This is a genomic window from Cupriavidus necator (assembly GCF_013141915.1).
GTDB lineage: Bacteria > Pseudomonadota > Gammaproteobacteria > Burkholderiales > Burkholderiaceae > Cupriavidus > Cupriavidus necator_B.
The window spans coordinates 1-19,359 of sequence record NZ_SROX01000028.1; the positions used below are offsets into that span (position 1 = coordinate 1).

Sequence of the window (19,359 nt, forward strand, 5' to 3'; positions counted from 1 at the left end):
GCAGAGCTTTCTTCGTTTCGTCAACCGTTTGCAGCAATCTTTTTTGCTGCCGTCAGCGCTGCAAACCTTGCTGCGCCGACCTTCCGGCCAACCCCGCATCCCTTGCTGCGCCTGCCTTGCAGGAGCCGCGTGGTGTTGCGAGGGGGCGAATAATAAGCGAGGGCGACGGGCTTGGCAAGCGGTGATTGAAAACTTCTTCATAACGCCCTGGGCAGCCCTTTAGAATCTGCAAATGCCAGACTTGCCCACCTACCTGCCGTCGCGCCTGCCAGCGGACGGCGCACGCCTGCTCGATGCCCATTCACTGGCCGCGGCGTTGTCCCGTCCTATTGTTTTTGTCGACCTGGAGACCACCGGCGCGGATGCCCAGCGTGACCGCATCACCGAGATCGGCGTAGTCGAAGTCGGCCCCGACGGGATTGTCGAGTGGGAAACCCTGCTCGACCCCGGCATGTCGATCCCGCCGTTTATCCAGCGCATGACCGGCATCAGCGACGACATGGTGCGCGGCCAGCCCACCTTCGAAGCGCTGGCCGAGTCGCTCGCGGAGCGCCTGCAAAGCAGGCTGTTCGTGGCCCATAACGCACGCTTCGACTATGGCTTCCTGAAAAATGCGTTCCGGCGCGCCGGCGTAACCTTCCGCGCCGATGTGCTGTGTACCGTAAGGCTCTCGCGCTCGCTGTTTCCGTCAGTTGAACGGCATGGCCTCGACGCACTGATCGCCCGCTTCGGCCTGACGCCCAAGGGCCGGCACCGTGCGCTGGCCGATGCGGAGCTGCTTTGGCAGTTCTGGCAGAAAATCCATGCCACGTATTCTGTCGACCTGGTGGAAGCGGCCGTGCGCACACTGGTGCGCCGCGCCAGCCTGCCGGCTGGCCTGGAGGAAACCGCTCTCGAAGACGTACCTGCGGCGCCGGGCGTCTATATATTCTATGGCGATGAGGACGTGCCGCTCTATGTCGGCAAGAGCGTGCACCTGCGCCAGCGCATCGGCGCCCATTTTTCGGGCGACTACCGCTATGGCAAGGATATGCGGCTGGCGCGGCTGGTCCGTCGCGTCGAGTGGCGCGAAACCGGCGGCGAGACCGGCGCGCTGCTGCTGGAGGCACAACTCGTCAAAGCCATGCAGCCCGTGCACAACCAGTTGCTGCGCCGGAATACCAGGCTGTACGCCTGGGAAATGCCGCAGCAGTTGCCGGTGCCGCGCCTGCGCTCGGATCGCAACACGGATTTCTGCCGGCATCGCGACCTGTTCGGCGTCTTCGGCAGCCGCGGCGCGGCGGAAGCGCGCTTGCGCGCATTAGCCGAGGAGCACGGTCTGTGCATGGCCACACTGTCGCTGGAGAAAACCACGCGCCGTGGCAGTCCCTGCTTTGCGCGACAGGTGCACCGCTGCGCCGGGGCCTGCATCGGCGTGGAGTCGTCGCGCCAACATCGCGCCCGGCTGGCCGAGGCGCTGGCGCCGATCGCGCTGGTGCCATGGCCGTTCGACGGCCCGGTTGCCTGGCGCGAGCAACATGGCGCGCGTGCGTGGTGGCATGTCGTGGATGAGTGGTGCTACCTGGGCTGCGCCGCCACGCTGGAGGAAGCCAGCGCGCTGGCCGCAGCGCCAGCGCATTTCGACCTGGATACCTACCAGATCCTGGCGCCGCGCCGGGATCAATGGATGGCCAACGCGCTGCCCCTGTCCGTGCAGCGGGCTTTCACACTGACCGCGCCGGACGCGTCCGCCGAAGCCGCGCGCCCTGCCCGCGCGGCGTCGGCAAATGCGCCGCGCAAAGCCGCTGCCCTCGCCGGCCAGCAAACCGTGGGCTTGTTTGCCGATTAGCCCGGCCTCGCAGGCCCCGCAATCTGTACGCCAGCCCCCAAAAGGCGCTTGCAAGATGTGACGGCTCCGCTAGTCTCCACAGACCAGCCCCCGCCGCCGGCTGCGCCGATGTGGAGTTCCCATGCCCGCCAATTCCGCCCGTTTTGCATACGCCGCGCGCGCCGTCCCCCACAGGCTTGCGCATGTGGCGGTCCTGGCCGCGGCGGCCATGATGGCGGCCTGCGCCGGGAGCGGGACCAGCGCGATGCAAGGCATCATCGATTCCTGGAAGAACATCCCCGTGGAGGAAGCGAAGCGGCAGTGGGGTCCGCCACAGGCCGTGCAGGCGCTTCCCGCCGGCACCGCCTACGTCTGGACCGATTCTGTGCCGGCGGCGCGGCCGCCGGGCAGCGGGCCGCGCGATGCCGGCATGGAGCGCACCCCCGTTCCGGGGCACTGCCAGCGCAAGCTGGTGGCCAGCCCCGATGGCATCGTGACCGGCGGCGAGTGGCGCGGCGATGCCTGCTGCATCACCGCGCTGGCCGGGCGTTGCGCCGCGCTCAAATACCGGGGGCGCGGCTGAACGCAGCTCAGCGTTCAGGCCACGCACCGGTATCGGCCAGCACCGGCGAGAACTCCCGAAAGGCGAAGCGTAGCGGCAGCGCGCGCTCGCGCCGCACCACGCGCTCGACATGCAGGCGCACCAGCCGCTCGGCACCGGCGTAGGCAGTCAGTTCCGCTCCCTCCCAGATCACTTCGGCGCGTCCGCCCACATGCAGCAGCGAACCGTCGGCAAAATCCGGCACGACGATGCCCGCACGCGGGTCGGCCAGCAGGTTGCCGATCGTGTTGAAGAAATTGTTGCCATTGAAATCCGGGAACGTCAGGGTATGGGCGTCGTCCACGCGGATAAAGCCAGGCTTGCCACCCCGGTGCGAGACGTCGACCCCGCCGGTGTGCTCACCCTCGTCTTGCGGCGACACCATATGGGCGGACGCGATGAACAGCGTATCGGCACCGCGCAGCCAGGCGCTGGCGTGCGCATCCAGCGCGTCGCCGTGCCAGGCCGCAGGCGCGGCAGCCGGCTCGGCAATGGCTACGTCGCGCAACTGGATGTAGCGCGGACAGTTGCCGAAGCTCTGCTCGACCTCGACCGTCAGCCCCGCCGCATCCCGCGCCACGATGATCCCGTTCATGCGGTTGCGCCGGCGCGTAGGCAGCTCGATGCCGAGCAGCCCGATGCGGGCGCCCTGCTCCAGCGCCGCGGCCAGTGGATCGCCAGGCAGCGGCACGGCGTCGATGCGCAGATGCGTGGCGTCCGGCGTCTGCGCAAACCCCGGCGGCCCCACCAGCAACGTGGCCCACGGCATGCCGTCGGCATCGACCGCGCCGGCCAGCAGGAATGGCAGTTGCGCGAAAAACGCGCGGTGCTGGTCCGGCATCTCGCCACGGATCACGCGCGGGCCCGCCGCGGCCATGCGTTCGCGCTTACCTGCGCGCTGTTGTGCGGCGAGTTCGCCGGTGTGGAATGGCAGGCCGGCATGCGGCCAGGTGGGCAGGTCCATGAGCGCTCCGTCAAAACTCCAGGGTTGATGCTCGCCGGCGCAAAGGCTATGCGGCCAGGCCGGTCTTCGATACCAGCATCGGTACGAAACCGGGCAACGCTTCCACGCGGCGCAGCCAGGCGTTGAGCGCCCGGTACGGTGCCAGTGGCACGTTGCCTTCCTCCGCGCGGGCGATATAGCTGTAGGCGGCTACGTCGGCAATGGTGGCGTGTTCGGCGGCCAGGAACGGCTGTGCCGCCAGGATCGGCTCCATCAGCGCAAACAGCCGCTGCGCGCGCGCGACCGCGTCTGCCATCGGCACCGGCCGGCCAAACAGCACCCCCAGGCGCGCCGCTGCCGGGCCGAACGCAATCTCGCCGGCAGCCACCGACAGCCAGCGCTGCACGCGGGCCGCGCCGACAGGATCCCGCGGCAGCCAGCGGCCGTCGTCATAGCGCGTGGCCAGGTAGACCAGGATCGCGTTGGAATCGCCCAGCACCACGCCGTCGTCATCCAGCACCGGCACCTGGCCGAACGGGTTCAGGCGCAGAAAGGCCTCGCCGCGCTGCTCGCCGCCGCGCAGGTCAACATCCACCAGCCGATACGGCAAGCCAAGCAGGCCCAGCATCAGCTCGGCGCGGTGCGCGTGGCCGGATACCGGCGAACGGTACAACACCAGCGGCCTGGCGGGCACTGCGGGGGCATTCGTGTGGGGCATGGCACTCTCCTGAGCGGTTGGTATGGACGGATTCTGGATGCCGGCGACGCTGCAATAAATAGAGGCTTTGATATTTGACTACTCCACAAAATGGAGTAATGCTTGCCGCCATGGACAAACTACGTGCGATGCAGACCTTTGTGCGGATCGTCGACGATGGCAGCCTGACGGCGGCCGCGGCGTCGCTGCATACCTCGTTGCCGGCGGTGGTGCGTACGCTCGCGGCGCTGGAATCCGAACTGCAGGTGCGGCTGCTGAACCGCACCACGCGGCGGCTGTCGCTGACCGCCGAGGGGCGCAGCTACCTTGACGGCTGCCGGCGCATCCTGGCCAATATCGACGAAGTCGAGGCGGGCCTGAGCGCCAGCCATGTCGAGCCCAGCGGCCAGCTCACGCTGACCGCCTCGGTCTTGTTCGGGCAGATGTACGTGGCGCCAGCGGTGACGCGCTTCGTGCAGCGCTATCCGCGCGTGCGTTGCCGCATGGAATTCACCGACCGCGTGGTGAACCTGCTCGAGGAAGACCTGGACGTGGGCGTGCGCATCGGCCCGCTGGCCGATTCCACGCTGGTGGCGCAATCCGTCGGCCACATCCGCCGCGTGGTGGTCGCCACACCCGCCTACCTGCGCAAGCATGGCGTGCCGCGCCACCCCGACGCGCTGGCCAGCGCCAACTGCGTGCGCTTCACCGGCAACCATGCGCACTGGTGGACCTTCCGCGAAGGCGAGCGCGAGTTCCATGTGCCGGTGTCGGGCAACCTGGAGTTCAACCAGACCGCGCCCGCCGTGGCGGCCTGTGCGGCCGGCGCCGGTTTCGGCCATTTCCTGTCGTACCAGGTCGCGCAGCTGGTCGAGGAGCGCAAGCTGCGCATCGTGCTGGAGGATTTCGAGCAGCCCGCCTGGCCGCTATCGCTGATCTATCCGCACGCGCGGCTGTTGCCGGCGCGCACGCGCGCCTTTATCGACTGGATGCGGGACGAGCTGAGCCCCCGCTTCAACTAGGCCCTGTCGTGTGATTGCCGATTGCCGCGCCCCATCACACGCGGCGGCGCATGGCGCTCGGGTTCGGAATGTTCTGAGCGTCCCGATCGGCAAATGGCAAGGCCCCAGGCTGGCACCACGGTGCGCCGACGGCATCTGCGCGGAACATTTGCAGGGCCGCGCGACAAAACCCTTGACGCATTGCCGTGCGCACCGGTATTTTCAAATTCGAATCCGAATTCGAATACGGAATATGCCCATGTCAGCAACGCCTTCCGGCTTCACCGCCAACGCTTCCTTCCCCCGTATCGACACGCCCTCGATCCTGCAGCCGCCGCGCCAGCGCCGCGCGCGCGAGACCGAACAGGCCTTGCTGGGCGCAGGCCGCGAACTGCTGGCGACGCGCGACTTTGCCGCGGTTTCCGTGGCGCAGATCGCTGCGGCGTGCCAGGTATCGGTAGGCGCCTTCTACGGGCGCTTCCGCGACAAGATGGCCTATTTCGAGGCCCTGCGCACGCTGGTGATGGAAGAAACTTCGGCATCGATCGACCGCTACCTGGCCCAGGAACGCTGGGAAGATGTCGCCACGCAGGTGCTGCTGGAAAAAACCGCCAGGTTCATGGTGCTCGGCACGCTGGCCAACCGTGGCGTAATGCGCGCATCGCTGCGCCATGCGTCCACGCGCCCCGAGGAATGGCTGCCCCACCGCCAGAACGGTGAGGCGATCGTGGAGCGCATGGTGCAGTTGCTGGTGCCCCGCCTGCCACTGCCCGCGGAGACGGCCGAGCTGCGCGTGCGGTTTGCCATGCAGGCCGTGTTCAGCGTGCTGGTCAATGCCGTGCTCAATGATTCCGGGCCGCTGCATCTTGACGACGAACGGCTGATCACCGAGCTGAATCGCCTGATGGCCGGCTATCTCGGCGTGCCGCTGGCCGAGGCGGCCTGAGCCTGCCCGGTAATGCAGCCAGGCCATGGCTGCTATGAATTGCGCGGCGCTTGCTTGGCGCGGGCACCGGCGCTCCATAGAATGGGCCCACGCTTCGCTCCGCTCCGAGCCCGGCGCCCGGATCGCCCCAGGTGCCTCGCCGGGACAGCCCTATCCGCCTCAATGATTTACCGGAACCGCTCATGGCCACGCTTTTCCTCGTCCGGCATGGACAAGCCTCGTTTGGCGCAGCCAACTACGACTGCCTGTCGTCGACCGGGCGGCAGCAGGCGCGCTGGCTCGGCGAGTATTTCGCCGAGCGCGGGGTCAGCTTCAGCCGCGTAGTGGCCGGCACGCTGGTGCGCCAGCAGGATACCGCCACGGAAATCCTGGCTGGCATGGGGCAGCCACAGACGACGGTCGTTTCGCATCCGGGGCTGAACGAGTACGACGGCGAGGCGCTGTACCGGTGCCATACGGGCGGCGCCGACCACCGCGCCCACCAGAACGGCGACTACAACGACTACTGGCGCACTTTCCGCGCGGCCTATGCGGCCTGGACGCAGAACGGGCTGGCCGAGATGCCCGAAAGCTGGGCCGACTTCGGCGCGCGCATCGCCGGCGCGCTGGCGCAGGCCAGCGAGGGCGCGACGCGCGAGGATGCGATTCTGGTGGTCAGCTCTGGCGGCGCCATCGGCCGGGCCACCGCCGACCTGCTCGGCGCGCCCGCGCAGGCCGCGATCGAGATGAACCTGCAGTTCCGCAATACCGCGTTCTGCGAAATCATTGTCGGCCGCGGCGTGCAGCGGCTGCTGAGCTTCAACAACGTGCCGCACCTCGAGCGTGCCGACCGGCGCAGCGCGGTCACCTTCGCCTGACACCGAGCGCTGGCGCGGGCCCTGGCCCGGCGCTATCCGCTCAGCCAAATGAAAATGGCCGCGATTTCGCGGCCATTTCTTTTCCTGCGCCGGCTGCTGGCGCGGGCACTGTGACATGCCCGCGCCGCCGGTCCTTCTCCCTTTACTACACTGTGTCGCCGCCTCGATGCTTTACAGGCGCTCGACGATGGTCACGTTGGCCAGCCCGCCGCCTTCGCACATCGTCTGCAGGCCGTAGCGCTTGCCATGCGTATGCAGCGCATGCACCAGCGTGGTCATCAGCTTGGCGCCCGAGCCGCCAAGCGGATGGCCCAGCGCGATGGCGCCGCCATGCACGTTCAGGCGCTCCGGATCGGCGCCGGTGGCCTTGAGCCACGCCAGCGGCACCGGTGCGAAGGCCTCGTTGACTTCGAACAGGTCGATATCGCCGATGCGCAGGCCGGCGCGCTTGAGCGCGGCCTCGGTGGCCGGCAGCGGCGCTTCCAGCATTACCACCGGGTCATGGCCGATCACGGTCATGCTGTGCACGCGCGCCAGCGGCTTGACCCCCAGCTTCTTCAAACCTGCCTCGTTGACCACCATCAGGCCGGCGGCGCCATCGCAGATCTGGCTGGCAGTCGCGGCGGTCACGCGGCCACCTTCGGCGATCAGCTTGACGCTGCCGATGCTTTCCAGCGTCGCGTCGTAGCGGATGCCTTCGTCGGTGGTGTGCATCTCGCCATTGGCGCCGTCGGCCGTGCGCACTTCCACCGGCAGGATCTCGGCGTTGAAGCGGCCCGCCTGGGTGGCGGCGATGGCGCGCTGGTGGCTTTGCAGCGCGTAGGCGTCGAGTTGCTCGCGCGCCAGGTCGTACTTGCGCGCGATCATCTCGGCGCCGGTGAACTGGCTGAACTGCACGCCGGGGTAGCGCGCTTCGACGCCGGGGCTCTTGGGCACGCCGAAGCCGTTCTTGGCGGGCAACTGCGACGACAGGCCCATCGGCACGCGCGTCATGCTTTCCACGCCGGCGGCGATGACGATGTCCATCGCGCCCGACATCACCGCTTGCGCGGCAAAGTGCAGCGCCTGTTGCGAAGACCCGCACTGACGATCGACCGAGGTGCCCGGCACGCTTTCCGGCAGGCGCGAGGCCAGGATCGCATTGCGCGCGACATTGCCGGCCTGCTCGCCGACCTGGCTCACGCAACCCATGATGACGTCTTCGACCAGCGCCGGATCGGCGCCGGTGCGCTCCACCAGTGCGTCGAGCACCTGTGCGGCCAGGTCGGCCGGATGCCAGCCCGACAGCTTGCCGCCCTTGCGGCCGCCGGCGGTACGGACCGCCGCGACGATATATGCCTCTGCCATGTGATCTCCTTGGTTCGATGCGGGCCGCCGTGGCAGCCATGGTGTTGTGCGGCATGCCGGCGCGGGTGCCGGCAGCGTCGAGGGCTATTGTTGCGCCGCGGGTGTCGGCAAGCGTCGTCGGAAGCGACGAAGTTGCCGCACCGCTCAGGCGCGCGGCGCCAGCACCGCGAAGATCGCCGTGGCGCGCAACAGGCAGCGCTCGCCGCTGAACAGCCGGCAGGTGCCGTAACGCAGCCGCGAGCCGAGCTTGTCGAACTCCACGCGCGCTTCGACCCAGTCGCCCAGGCGCGCGGAGTCGAGATAGTCGAGGCTCAGGTTGACCGTCACCGCGCTTTTGGCGCGGCCGGTTTCCAGCGACATCATCATGCCGATCGCGGTATCGGCCAGCGTTGCCAGCATGCCGCCGTGCGGAATGCCCAGGTTGTTCAGGTGGCTCTCGTCGATGCGCACCGCCAGCGTGCGGCGTTCGGCGTGCAGGTAGAGCTGGCCGAAGCCGGCCATGTAGCCGCTCATCCGGCGCAGCGGGATAAAGCCCGCCGGCACGTCGGCGCCGGCTTCGGCCGGCGCGGCGATGGCATGGGTCATCGCCGCCTCGATTTCGGCCTCGGCCATGGCGTCAGGCAAAGTAGCGCGAGGCCACGCTGAGGTGCTCGCGGCAATCGGCCACCATGCGCGCGATCAGTTCCTCGCAGCTGGGCACGTCGTCGATCAGGCCCACGCACTGGCCGGCGCTGATGATGCCGCCGTCGGTTTCACCGGCCTTGAGCGCGGCCCTGCCACGCACGCCGGCCACCAGGTGCTTGACGTCCTCGAACTGCGCGCCGCCGGGACGGCGTTCGATGCTCACCACTTCGTCCGACACGGCGTTCTTGAGCACGCGCGCGGTGTTGTGCAGCGTGCGGAAGATCAGGTTGGTGTCGCGCTCGCTGGCCTGGACCAGCGCCTGCTTGACGTTGTCGTGGATCGGCGCCTCGCGCGTGGCGCAGAAGCGCGTGCCCATGTTGACGCCCTCGGCGCCCAGCGCCAGCGCCGCCGCCATGCCGCGTCCGTCGGCGATGCCGCCCGAGGCGATCACCGGGATCGACAGCTTGCGCACCGCCTGCGGGATCAGCACCATGCCCGGCACATCGTCCTCGCCCGGATGGCCGGCGCATTCAAAACCGTCGATCGACACCGCATCCACGCCCAGCCGCTCGGCCGACAGCGCATGGCGCACCGCCACGCACTTGTGGATCACCTTGATGCCCGCGGCCTTGGCGCGCGCGATATGTTCCTTGGGGTTGTTGCCGGCGGTCTCGAGCACCTTGACGCCGCTCTCGATGATGACGTCGAGGTAGCGCGCGTACGGCGGCGGATTGATCGAGGGCAGCAGGGTCAGGTTCACGCCGAACGGCTTGTCGGTCATCTCGCGGCAGCGGCGGATTTCGTCGGCCAGGGCCTCGGGCGTGGGCTGTGTCAGTGCCGTCAGGATGCCCAGGCCGCCCGCGTTGGAAACGGCGGAGGCCATTTCAGCGTAGCCAACCCATTGCATGCCGCCCTGGATGATCGGGTAGCGAATGCCAAGCAGTTCGGTGATGCGTGTCTTCATGGTGGTCCTTTTGCTGTCTGCGCCGGCACGGCGCACGGGCGGTATTGTGACGCGGCGGTGCTGCCGTGGGATGCACGCCAGTCTACGGCCAGGCGCGGCGTCCCAGCCTCGTCGGAAGCGACGATTGCGGGCGGCGCATTCTGCACTAGTGTTGGCCGAGCCCCGCTGCCGGCGCCCCCGTCCCGGCATCCCTCCCCTTTTTCCAGCAGGAGCCAGCATGACGCAAGCCACGCCTTCGTTCGAAACCCTGCGCTACGCCGTTGAAGACGGCGTCGCCACCATCACCCTGCACCGCCCGGACCAGCTCAATGCCTTTACCGCGCAGATGATGCACGAGTTGATCGCCGCGTTCGACGCCACCGATGCCGACGACAACGTACGCGCCGTGATCGTCACCGGCTCCGGCCGCGCCTTTTGCGCCGGCGCCGACCTGTCCGGCGGCAGCTCCACCTTCGATTTCGAAAAGCGCTATGGCGCCAGCCCGGACAGCGCGCATCGCGATGGCGGCGGGCGCGTGTCGCTGCGCATCTTCCGCAGCCTCAAGCCGGTGATCGCCGCGGTCAACGGCGCCGCGGTCGGCGTGGGCGTGACCATGCAGCTGCCGATGGATATCCGGCTGGCCTCGACCGACGCCAAGTTCGGCTTTGTCTTTGCACGCCGGGGCATCACGCCGGAAGCGGCGTCGTCCTGGTTCCTGTCGCGCGTGGTCGGGATTTCGACCGCGCTGGAATGGTGCTATACCGGCCGCGTGTTCTCGGCGCAGGAGGCGCACGAGCGCGGCCTGGTGCGCTCGCTGCACGCACCCGAAGACCTGTTGCCGGCAGCGCAGGCGATTGCGCGCGAAATCGTCGCCAATGCCGCCCCGGTCTCGGTGGCGATCTCGCGCCAGCTGATCTGGCGCATGGCCGGCGCCAGCCACCCGATGGAAGCACATAAGCTGGACAGCCGCGCGATCCAGTCGCGCGGCCGCTCCGCCGACGTCAAGGAAGGCGTCAGCGCATTCCTGGAAAAGCGCCCCGCCGCGTTCCCGGAAACCGTGTCGCGGGACATGCCGGACTTCTTCGACTGGACCGGCGAACCGCCCTTCGCCTGAGCCGCTCGAATCGATCTATTCTCCGGAGTCCCGATGCAAGTCAGCCAAGCCGTCGCCAGCCGCAAGTCCGTCCGCGGCTTCCTGCCCCGGGCCGTTGCGCCCGACACCATCCGCCGCGTGCTCGATGCCGCCGCGCGGGCCCCGTCAGGCGGCAATCTGCAGCCGTGGCACATCCATGTGGTCGGCGGCGAGGCGCTGCAGCGCCTGCTCGGCGTCATGCGCGAACGCATTGCCCAGGCGCCCGCCGGCGAAGCGCGCGAGTACGACATCTACCCGCGCGAACTGGTCTCGCCCTACCGCGAGCGCCGCTTCCAGGTGGGCGAGGCGCTCTATCACCACCTCGGCATTCCGCGCGAGGACAAGGCGCGGCGGCTGGCGCAGTTCGCCAGCAACTTCACCTTCTTCGGCGCACCGCTCGCGCTGTTCTGCACGGTAGACCGGCGCATGGGCCCGCCGCAATGGTCGGACCTCGGCATGTACCTGCAGACGGTGATGCTGTTGCTGCGCGAGGAAGGCCTGGACAGCTGCGCGCAGGAGTGCTGGGCAATGTATCCGCAGACCGTTGCCGATTTCCTCGCGCTGCCGGCCGAACGGATGCTGTTCAGCGGCATGGCGATCGGCTACGAGGACCCCGCGGCGCCCGCCAACCAGCTGCGCGCCGAGCGCGCGCCGCTGGCGGAATTCACCGAGTTCATGGGCATTTGAACTGGCACCGGGCGGCCGGCGGGTTGCGGATCAAAGCAGGCCAAGCTGGCGCGCGATCGCCACCGCCTGGGTGCGATTGCTGGCGTGCAGCTTGGCGCTGATATTGCGCAGGTGCGTACGCACCGTGGTCTCGGACACAAACAGGCGCTCGGCCATGGCGACGTTGGAATAGCCCTCGGCCAGCAGGTGCAGCACCTTCTGCTCCTTGGGCGTCAGCGGTTCCACCAGCGCCGCCGGCGCCGGCCGGCCAGCGCCGGCAGACGGCTCCGCGACGGCCAGGCCGCAAGCCTGCAGCAGCCTTTCAACGTAGGGAGCCGGCAGGCTGGCCGCCTGCCGCGCGCAGGCGTCGGCCACCAGCCGGCGCACATCGTCGCCCTCGTCGGCAAAGATGCGGACAAAGCCTTCGGCCGCGCCGAAGCGCAGCGCCTCGCCCATCACCACCAGCGCATGCGCGCCATCGCCGGTGCGCTGCCATGCCTGCGCCAGCAGGATGCGCAGCTTGAGCGCACGGCGCATCAGCTGGTTGCCGGCGGCGGCCGCGAGTTCGCGCTCGATCGCTTCGCGCACCGGCGTGCCGGGGCGCGCATACAGGTCCAGCCGCAGCCGGCCGAGCGTGATGTCCTCGACATCGCTGGCAAAGGAGCTGACCCCGGGGCGCGTGCGCCACAGCGCCGGATCGGCGGCCCGCTCGATCGCCTCTTGCGCGGCGTGCACATTGCCCTGGCGCAACGCCAGGCGGGCGCGCTCCAGCATCGCGGCCATCACCAGCCGCGTGAGGCCGCGATGGTGTCCCAGCGCTTCGAGCTGTGCCAGCCATTCGTGAGCCTGGTCGGCCTCGCCGCGCTCGAAGGCGATGCGGGCCAGCACCGCATGCCCGGTGATGATCTGGTCGGGCAGGCCGAGGTCGCGCGACAGCGGCAAGTAGACGTTGAGCAGGCGGCTGGCGCGTTCGGAATCGCCGCTTTCGTAAAGGCCCTCGGCCAGGAGAATGCCGGCCATGGCGTTGCCATTGGTGGGGCCGAAACGGTTCGGCAGCATCGTGCTGGCGGCAATGCGGAAACGGGCCAGCGCCTGCTGCAGCCGCCCCTGGCGCAAATCGATCAGCCCTTCGACCGATTCCGAGAAAATCTTGTTGAAGTTGCTGTCCGAACCGCGCACCGCATGCCGCGCCACCTGCAGCAGCCGGCGCGCTTCGGGATAGTCGCCCGCCACCGCCGCCAGCCGCGCCATCGAGGTGGCCAGGATCGCGTCGGGGAAGGCATAGCCCATCGGCAACGGCGGCAGCTCGTTGCGGGCAAAGGCGCGCGCGTCGTCGAAGCGGTCCATCATGTTCAGCAGCATGTGGCGCAGAGCGCGGATATGGGCCAGCAGGTCGCCGGCCGCCCCCGCGGTGGGGATCTGCTGCAGCAGCGCGATGGCTTCGGCCGGCCCGCGCGTGAACGACACCGCCCACACCCGCGCAATCTGCAGCTTGGGCAGCCGGGCCAGTTCCTCGGCCGGCACCGCCTCGAGCCAGCGCGTCAGGAGGCGCATGCGGCCCTGCGCCAGCAGGTCGTCGGCGGCGCCATCCAGCAACTGCAGCGCAGGCGCCAGCGCCCCGGCGGCGAAGGCATGTTCGATGGCGGGCACCAGGCGCCCCTGCGACTCATACCAGCGCGACGCCGACAGGTGCAGCTGCGGCACGGCTTCGGGCATGGCCTGCGCCAGCTGCGCGCGTAGGAAGCCGGAAAACAGGCTGTGATAGCGATACCATTGCTCGGACGCGGCGCCGGAGCCGCGTTCGCCGTAGCGTTCGCTCTCCAGCGGCAGCAGGAACAGGTTGGCGCGCTCCAGCCAGGCCAGGATGTCTTCGCTGCTGCCGGCGGTGGCGGGCTGGCACACCGCGTCGCACAGCGGCCCGCACAGCTGGTCCAGGATCGAGGTGCGCAGCAGGAAGTCGCGCACCGGCTCGGGCAGGTGCAGGAAGACGTCTTCGACCAGGTAATCGGCAATCGCCGCGTTCGAGCCCGAGAAACCGGCGATAAAGCCCTCTGGCTGGGTGCGCCGTTCCAGCGCCACCGACGCCAGCCACAGCGCCGTGGCCCAGCCCTCGGTGCGCCGGTGCAGCACGCTGATGGCGGCCTGCTCCAGCTTCAGCCCGCGCGCCTGGCGCAGGAAGGACGCGGTCTCGTCGGCGGAAAAGCGCAGCTGCGCTGGCTCGATCTCGAGCAGTTCGCCGCGCGCGCGCAGGCGCGCCAGGCCGGTCTCGGGCACCCAGCGCGTGCCGATCACCACGCGGCAGCCCGGCGGCAGGCTTTCCACCAGCTGCCAGACCAGTCCGGCCACGGCTGCGTTCTGGACGGCTTCGAAATCGTCAAGGAACAGCGTGAAGTCGCCGTGATGGCTGGCAAGGCGATCGATCAGGGCAAGCGCCTGCTCGCCCGGGTCCTGCGCCAGCGCCTGGCGCGCCGACCGGTCCGGCCCGCCGCTGCCCAGGCCCTGCGCGATGGCGGCCTCGATCGAGCCGAGGAAGCGCGAGGTGTCATTGTCGGAGCGGTCCAGCGTGAGCCACGCGGTGCGGCCGCCGGCGGCCTCGAGCCGCGCGCGGCACTGGAGCATGGCGGTGGTCTTGCCGAAGCCGGCGGGCGCGCGCACCAGCACCAGCTTGACGAAGCCCGCCGCGCACACGGCCTCGCAGATCGCCGCGCGCTGGACCTGGAACGGCGTCAGCAGCGGCGGGCGCAGCTTGGCGGCCAGCGATGCCGCGCCGGCAGGTGGCGGCGTGCGCCGTCCGGTCTCCTCGATACTTGCCATTGGCTGTTTGTCGTCTCCCGCACATCGCGGCCCTGGACGGGCGCGCGATGCGCCCCCGGCTGCAAGACGCAGGCGGGTGGCCGTGGCTGTGGTGTAGCGAGGAATTATGACGTAAACCGCTGCGCTCGCTCAAACGCACGCAGCGGGCTGCACCGTTTGCCGGTGCTTCACACCAGCTTGCTGGCGTGCCCGGCCCAGTAGCGGTCGCGCAGCAGCCGCTTGAGCAGCTTGCCGGTAGGCAGGCGCGGCAGCTCGGGCTCGAAGTCCACCGAGCGCGGGCATTTGATGGCAGACAGGTTGGCGCGGCAGAACGCGATCAGCTCGGCGGCCAGTTCTGGCCCCGCCTCGCCCATCTCGGCGGGCTGCACCACGGCCTTTACCTCTTCGCCGAAATCCTCGTTGGGCACGCCGATCACGGCGACATCCATCACCTTCGGATGCGTCATCAGCAGGTTCTCGGCCTCTTGCGGGTAGATGTTGACGCCGCCGGAGATGATCATGTTGGCCTTGCGGTCGGTCAGGTACAGGTAACCGTCCGCGTCGACGTAGCCCACGTCGCCGATGGTGCTCCAGTCCGGATGCTGCGGATGGCGCGTCTCGGCGGTCTTGGCGGCGTCGTTGTGGTACGTGAAGGGGCGGCCCTCGGCAAAGTAGATGGTGCCCGGCTCGCCAGGTGGCAGCAGCGCGCCGTCGGGCCCGCAGATGCGCAGCTTGCCGACCATGGCCCGGCCCACCGTACCCTTGCGCGCCAGCCATTCCGGCGTATCGACCACGGTCACGCCATTGCCTTCGGTACCGGCGTAGTACTCCCAGATCACCGGTCCCCACCACGCGATCATGGCTTCCTTGACCTGCACCGGGCATGGCGCCGCCGCGTGGATCGCCACGCGCAGCGACGATACGTCATAGCCTTGCCGCTGCGCCTCGGGCAGCTTGAGCATGCGCGAGAACATCGTCGGCACCAGCTGCGTGTGGGTGATGCGGTGTTGCTGCACCAGCCGCAGGAACTGCTCGGCGTCGAAATGCTCCATCACCACCGCGGTGCCGCCCAGCGCCTGCACCGTCATGGTGTAGCGCAGCGGCGCGGCGTGGTACAGCGGCGCGGGCGACAGGTAGCGCGTGTCGGCGTCGAAGCCGTAGAGCCGCTGGCACAGGGCGGTCAGCGTCGTCGGCGCCTCGATGTCGGGGCTCGACGGGGGTGCGTACACACCTTTGGGCCGGCCGGTGGTGCCGGACGAATACAACATGTCGCCGCCGGTCACCTCGTCGTCGATGGGCGTTGCCGGGCAGCCGGCCAGCGCGGCCGCGTAGTCGTCGTAGCCCGGCACCGTGCCGTCCAGCATCAGGCGCCCCTGCAAGGCGGGCGTCTGGCCGGTCAGCGCCGCGGCAATTTCGGCCTGCGCGTGCGTGGTGACCAGCAGGCGGGCGCCGCTGTCATTGACGATATAGGCCGCGTCGGCGGCGTTCAGGCGCGTGCTCAGGCAGATATAGACGATGCCGCTGCGCTGCGCGCCCCAGCACAGCTCGAACAGCCGCGGATGGTTCTCCACCATGAAGGCCACGCGGTCGCCGGGCTGCAGGCCCAGCTTGCGGAACAGGTGGGCGACCTGGTTCGAGCGCTGGTCCAGCTCGCGGTAGGTGACGACGGCGCCGCTGCTGCCCATGATGACGGCGGGCTTGTCGGGCGTGCGCTGCGCGTGGATGTGCGGATGCATGGCGTGGAACTCCTCGACTGGGATGGTGGCACGGCGGATGCCGGTTCCGCATTCTCGGAACCCTGGCCGGTTCCACCATCGTCGGAAGCGACGAAGCGGCATCGGCCGCTTTTTGCCGCAGCGCCGCAAAAAGAAGTCGCCGCCAGCCAGCTGGCCAGCTTCGTCCGATGCGACGATGCGCCGCCGGGCGGCTTGGCCGGAAGATGCCCGCCAGACTACCGCCCTCACACCGCACCCTTATCCGAAGGAGCCAAGGTGGATTTCCAGTTCAGCGAAGAACAGTCGATGCTGCGCGACACGCTCGCGCGTTACCTGGCCGATCACTATGATTTCGAAGCCCGCCGCGCGGCGGCGCAATCCGCGGCGGGTTGGCGCCCGGACTGCTGGCGCGCGTTTGCCCGCGACCTCGGCATCCTCGGCGCGGCCTTCCCGGAGCGGCTGGGCGGACTTGGAGGCGGCGCGGTCGAGCACATGGTGGTCATGGAACAGCTGGGGCGCCACCTGGTACTGGAGCCCTACCTGGGCACGGTGGTGCTGGGCGGCGGCGCGCTGATGCACGGCAGCCCCGAGCTGGCCGCGCAATGGATCCCGGCCATCATCGGCGGCGAGGCCACGGTGGGCTGGGCCCATGCCGAGCCCGCCAGCCGCTACTGCCGGCACGACGTGCAGGCCAGCGCCACGCGCCAGGGCGACAGCTACCGGCTCAGCGGCCACAAGCACGCCGTCGCTGGCGCGCCGCTCGCCTCGCACCTGGTGGTCAGCGCACGAACCAGCGGCGCGCGCCGGGACCCGCGCGGCATCAGCCTGTTCTGGATCGCGCGCGATACGCCCGGCGTGACGCTGCGTGCGTATCCCACCTTCGACGGACAGCGCGCCGCCGAGGTACTGCTCGACAACGTGCAGGTGCCGGCCAGCCAGCGCATCGGTACCGAAGGCGAAGCCTTTGCGCTGGTCGAGCACCTGTGCGACCAGGCCATGATCGCACTGGCCGCCGAAGCCAATGGCGCGATGGCACGCATGCTGGCCGACACCATCGACTACGCGCGCCAGCGCAAGCAGTTCGGCGTGCCGATCGGCACCTTCCAGGCCCTGCAGCATCGCATGGCCGATATGTACATGCAGCTGGAGCAATCCGTGGCCCTGACGCAGGTGGCCGCCATGCAGGCCGCCGGCGCGCCGCCGGTGCGCGCGCAGGCGGCGTGCGCGGCAAAGATCCAGGCTGGCCAGGCCGGCGCCTTTGTCGGCCAGGGCGCGGTGCAGATCCACGGCGGCATGGGCGTGACCGAGGAACTGGCGGTGGGCCACTACTTCAAGCGCGTCACGGCCATCGACCTGCAGATGGGCTCGGCCGAGCACCACCTGCGCCGCTACGCCGAACTGCTCTATCCCGCGCAGGCCGCGGCCTGAGCCCGCCGCAACAGCGACGCACACAACCCTGTCGATTCCCCAGCGAGGCCCGTCGATGCATCTCGATTTCTCCCCGCAAGACCTGCAGTTCCGCGAAGAAGTGCGCGCCTGGATTGCCCAGGCCTATGACGCCGACCTGCGCGCCATGATGGCGCAGTCCAAGAACGGCTACCTCGACAAGGCCGGCCAGGTGCGCTGGCAGAAGGCGCTGCACGCGCGCGGCTGGGCCGCGCCGAACTGGCCCAAAGAGTACGGCGGCCCCGGCTGGAGCGCGGCCGAGCGTTTTATCTTCCAGTCCGAACTGGCCGCCGCGGGATGCCCGCCGGTGTCGCCGATGGGCCTGAAAATGGTGGCGCCGGTGATCATGAAGTACGGCACGCCCGAGCAGAAGCAGCGCTTCCTGCCGCCCATCCTCAGCTCCGACGTCTGGTGGTGCCAGGGCTACTCCGAGCCCAACTCCGGCTCCGATCTGGCGTCGCTGCAGCTGCGCGCCGACCACGGCACCGATAGCGATGGCGAGCACTACATCCTGAACGGCTCCAAGATCTGGACCACGCACGCGCAATGGGCCGACTGGATGTTCTGCCTGGTGCGCACCAGCCGCGAATCGAAGCGCCAGGAAGGAATTTCATTCCTGCTGCTCGACATGCATACGCCCGGCATCACGGTGTCTGCGCTGCCGACGCTGGATGGCCCCATGCCTGGCCAGCAGGAGGTGAACCAGGTTTTCTTCGAGAACGTGCGGGTGCCGGTGGCGAACCGCATCGGCGAGGAAGGCAAGGGCTGGACCTATGCCAAGTACTTGCTGGAGTTCGAGCGCGGAGGCACGTATAGCCCGATGCTGCGCAAGCAGTTGTCCAAGATCGCCGAGATCGCGGCGGAGCAGCCTGGCGACGACGGTGGCCGGCTGCTGGACGATCCGGTGTTCCGCCGCAAGCTGGCCGCGCTGCACCTGCGCGCGGCCGCGCTCGAAGCGGTGGAACTGCGGGTGTTTTCGGGCGTGGAATCGGGCACCTCGATCGGCGCCGCGTCGAGCATGCTCAAGCTCACGGGCACCGAAACCCTGCAGGCGGCCAGCGAGCTTGCGGTAGAGGCGGCGGGGCCCGCGGCACTGCCGTTCGTGCAGGACACCTGGGCGCAACTGCAGGGACGCGAGGCGGCGCCGCGGGTCGGGCCGGACTATGCGGCCGTGCTGGCGCCGCGCTATTTCAACTATCGTAAGGCGTCGATCTATGGGGGATCCAATGAGATTCAGCGCAATATCATTGCGAAGATTGTGTTGGGGCTTTGAAGGGCTGGGTCGCTGTTGGTGACATGCTGTCGGCTTTTGAACCGCCGGGTTCCGCCCTGCTGGGCGGGTCACTTTTTGTCCGAGCGACAAAAAGTAACCAAAAAGCGCGTTTACTGCCCTGCGGGCGGCATGTCTTATCGTAGTGTGCCTGGGGGTTTTCGTACGGGGCTTTGCTTCCTCGCATAGCTGGACTGCCTGACGCAGGGGTGCGCGACGGTGGGAGGGGCGTTGAAGTGGTGTTTGAACGAGCCCAGAGCGGTCAGTGGCCCCCTGCTGCTGGCCTTGCCATAGGAACGCCTTCGACTGCGCTGCGCGCAAACGCTCAATGCCCGCCAGCGCCTATTGGCCCTGCGCAGCAGCCGCAGGCGTCCCCCGTTGCGGCTAGCAGCCGGCGGCCTACGCCCTGCATGGGGCTTGTCCGATAGTGGGTGATCGGAGGCACTATCCCTGACTCACCTCGCGTAGCAGGCTCGAACGGGCACCCACATCCAAACGGCACGCACCGCCGCCCATATGACCCACGCCGCGTAATTTATAGCCAGCCGCTCAGGCGACGCGTTTTTTGGTT

General features: G+C 68.8%; 16 protein-coding genes. 9 read left to right on the plus strand and 7 right to left on the minus strand.

Annotated elements, in window-relative coordinates; all coding sequences use genetic code 11:
- Window positions 1-232 precede the first annotated feature (232 nt).
- Window positions 233-1,828, plus strand: coding sequence for an exonuclease domain-containing protein (locus tag E5S69_RS30615; RefSeq protein ID WP_171518071.1), 1,596 nt, complete (start codon window positions 233-235; stop codon window positions 1,826-1,828).
- A 121-nt stretch (window positions 1,829-1,949) separates the two neighbouring features.
- Complete coding sequence (locus E5S69_RS30620; protein WP_171518072.1) at window positions 1,950-2,390, plus strand: hypothetical protein; 441 nt, start codon at window positions 1,950-1,952, stop codon at window positions 2,388-2,390.
- A 7-nt stretch (window positions 2,391-2,397) separates the two neighbouring features.
- Here E5S69_RS30620 and E5S69_RS30625 read toward each other — a convergent pair whose 3' ends face one another.
- Entirely contained in the window at window positions 2,398-3,372 is a 975-nt protein-coding gene (locus tag E5S69_RS30625) for a pyridoxamine 5'-phosphate oxidase family protein (protein ID WP_171518073.1), read from the minus strand.
- Window positions 3,373-3,418: 46 nt separating this feature from the next.
- Entirely contained in the window at window positions 3,419-4,069 is a 651-nt protein-coding gene (locus tag E5S69_RS30630) for a glutathione S-transferase family protein (protein WP_171518074.1), read from the minus strand.
- A gap of 98 nt (window positions 4,070-4,167) precedes the next feature.
- On the opposite strand from E5S69_RS30630, the gene E5S69_RS30635 reads away from it, so the two are divergent.
- From E5S69_RS30635 to E5S69_RS30645, 3 genes are all read left to right on the plus strand, one after another.
- A complete protein-coding gene (locus tag E5S69_RS30635; RefSeq protein WP_171518075.1) occupies window positions 4,168-5,070 on the plus strand; it encodes a LysR family transcriptional regulator in 903 nt (300 codons plus the stop codon).
- A 238-nt stretch (window positions 5,071-5,308) separates the two neighbouring features.
- Complete coding sequence (locus E5S69_RS30640) at window positions 5,309-5,995, plus strand: TetR/AcrR family transcriptional regulator (RefSeq protein ID WP_171518076.1); 687 nt, start codon at window positions 5,309-5,311, stop codon at window positions 5,993-5,995.
- A gap of 182 nt (window positions 5,996-6,177) precedes the next feature.
- Window positions 6,178-6,852: a histidine phosphatase family protein gene (locus tag E5S69_RS30645; RefSeq protein WP_171518077.1), complete on the plus strand. Its 675-nt coding sequence runs from the start codon at window positions 6,178-6,180 to the stop codon at window positions 6,850-6,852.
- A gap of 171 nt (window positions 6,853-7,023) precedes the next feature.
- On the opposite strand, the gene E5S69_RS30650 is transcribed toward E5S69_RS30645, so the two are convergent.
- The 3 genes from E5S69_RS30650 to E5S69_RS30660 all read right to left on the minus strand — a co-directional run bounded on the left by E5S69_RS30650 (window position 7,024) and on the right by E5S69_RS30660 (window position 10,006).
- Window positions 7,024-8,199, minus strand: coding sequence for an acetyl-CoA C-acetyltransferase (locus E5S69_RS30650; protein WP_171518078.1), 1,176 nt, complete (start codon window positions 8,197-8,199; stop codon window positions 7,024-7,026).
- A 144-nt stretch (window positions 8,200-8,343) separates the two neighbouring features.
- Window positions 8,344-8,811, minus strand: coding sequence for a PaaI family thioesterase (locus E5S69_RS30655; protein ID WP_171518079.1), 468 nt, complete (start codon window positions 8,809-8,811; stop codon window positions 8,344-8,346).
- Between the two features lie 4 nt (window positions 8,812-8,815).
- Window positions 8,816-10,006: a nitronate monooxygenase family protein gene (locus E5S69_RS30660; RefSeq protein WP_336510624.1), complete on the minus strand. Its 1,191-nt coding sequence runs from the start codon at window positions 10,004-10,006 to the stop codon at window positions 8,816-8,818.
- Here E5S69_RS30660 and E5S69_RS30665 point away from each other — a divergent pair.
- Both E5S69_RS30665 and E5S69_RS30670 read left to right on the plus strand, forming a co-directional pair.
- Window positions 10,005-10,880: a crotonase/enoyl-CoA hydratase family protein gene (locus tag E5S69_RS30665; protein ID WP_171518081.1), complete on the plus strand. Its 876-nt coding sequence runs from the start codon at window positions 10,005-10,007 to the stop codon at window positions 10,878-10,880. The two genes, E5S69_RS30660 and E5S69_RS30665, sit on opposite strands and share 2 nt — an antisense overlap.
- A gap of 33 nt (window positions 10,881-10,913) precedes the next feature.
- Complete coding sequence (locus tag E5S69_RS30670) at window positions 10,914-11,585, plus strand: nitroreductase (RefSeq protein ID WP_171518082.1); 672 nt, start codon at window positions 10,914-10,916, stop codon at window positions 11,583-11,585.
- 30 nt (window positions 11,586-11,615) lie between these two features.
- Here E5S69_RS30670 and E5S69_RS30675 read toward each other — a convergent pair whose 3' ends face one another.
- Window positions 11,616-14,378: a LuxR C-terminal-related transcriptional regulator gene (locus E5S69_RS30675; RefSeq protein ID WP_171518083.1), complete on the minus strand. Its 2,763-nt coding sequence runs from the start codon at window positions 14,376-14,378 to the stop codon at window positions 11,616-11,618.
- 167 nt (window positions 14,379-14,545) lie between these two features.
- Entirely contained in the window at window positions 14,546-16,093 is a 1,548-nt protein-coding gene (locus E5S69_RS30680; protein WP_171518084.1) for an AMP-binding protein, read from the minus strand.
- Window positions 16,094-16,348: 255 nt separating this feature from the next.
- Between E5S69_RS30680 and E5S69_RS30685 the strand changes: the two genes are divergently transcribed.
- Window positions 16,349-17,500, plus strand: a complete 1,152-nt coding sequence (locus E5S69_RS30685) for an acyl-CoA dehydrogenase family protein (protein WP_171518085.1) — start codon at window positions 16,349-16,351, stop codon at window positions 17,498-17,500.
- A 55-nt stretch (window positions 17,501-17,555) separates the two neighbouring features.
- Window positions 17,556-18,791: an acyl-CoA dehydrogenase family protein gene (locus E5S69_RS30690; RefSeq protein WP_171518086.1), complete on the plus strand. Its 1,236-nt coding sequence runs from the start codon at window positions 17,556-17,558 to the stop codon at window positions 18,789-18,791.
- Window positions 18,792-19,359: the final 568 nt, after the last annotated feature.

Coding starts and splice junctions, on each gene's coding strand:
- E5S69_RS30650 (WP_171518078.1), bottom strand. CDS start 8,199: ATGGCAGAGGCATATATCGTCGCGGCGGTCCGTACCGCCGGCGGCCGC.
- E5S69_RS30660 (WP_336510624.1), bottom strand. CDS start 10,006: ATGCTGGCTCCTGCTGGAAAAAGGGGAGGGATGCCGGGACGGGGGCGC.
- E5S69_RS30665 (WP_171518081.1), top strand. CDS start 10,005: ATGACGCAAGCCACGCCTTCGTTCGAAACCCTGCGCTACGCCGTTGAA.
- E5S69_RS30675 (WP_171518083.1), bottom strand. CDS start 14,378: ATGGCAAGTATCGAGGAGACCGGACGGCGCACGCCGCCACCTGCCGGC.
- E5S69_RS30630 (WP_171518074.1), bottom strand. CDS start 4,069: ATGCCCCACACGAATGCCCCCGCAGTGCCCGCCAGGCCGCTGGTGTTG.
- E5S69_RS30670 (WP_171518082.1), top strand. CDS start 10,914: ATGCAAGTCAGCCAAGCCGTCGCCAGCCGCAAGTCCGTCCGCGGCTTC.
- E5S69_RS30615 (WP_171518071.1), top strand. CDS start 233: ATGCCAGACTTGCCCACCTACCTGCCGTCGCGCCTGCCAGCGGACGGC.
- E5S69_RS30625 (WP_171518073.1), bottom strand. CDS start 3,372: ATGGACCTGCCCACCTGGCCGCATGCCGGCCTGCCATTCCACACCGGC.
- E5S69_RS30640 (WP_171518076.1), top strand. CDS start 5,309: ATGTCAGCAACGCCTTCCGGCTTCACCGCCAACGCTTCCTTCCCCCGT.
- E5S69_RS30655 (WP_171518079.1), bottom strand. CDS start 8,811: ATGGCCGAGGCCGAAATCGAGGCGGCGATGACCCATGCCATCGCCGCG.
- E5S69_RS30620 (WP_171518072.1), top strand. CDS start 1,950: ATGCCCGCCAATTCCGCCCGTTTTGCATACGCCGCGCGCGCCGTCCCC.
- E5S69_RS30635 (WP_171518075.1), top strand. CDS start 4,168: ATGCTTGCCGCCATGGACAAACTACGTGCGATGCAGACCTTTGTGCGG.
- E5S69_RS30690 (WP_171518086.1), top strand. CDS start 17,556: ATGCATCTCGATTTCTCCCCGCAAGACCTGCAGTTCCGCGAAGAAGTG.
- E5S69_RS30645 (WP_171518077.1), top strand. CDS start 6,178: ATGGCCACGCTTTTCCTCGTCCGGCATGGACAAGCCTCGTTTGGCGCA.
- E5S69_RS30680 (WP_171518084.1), bottom strand. CDS start 16,093: ATGCATCCGCACATCCACGCGCAGCGCACGCCCGACAAGCCCGCCGTC.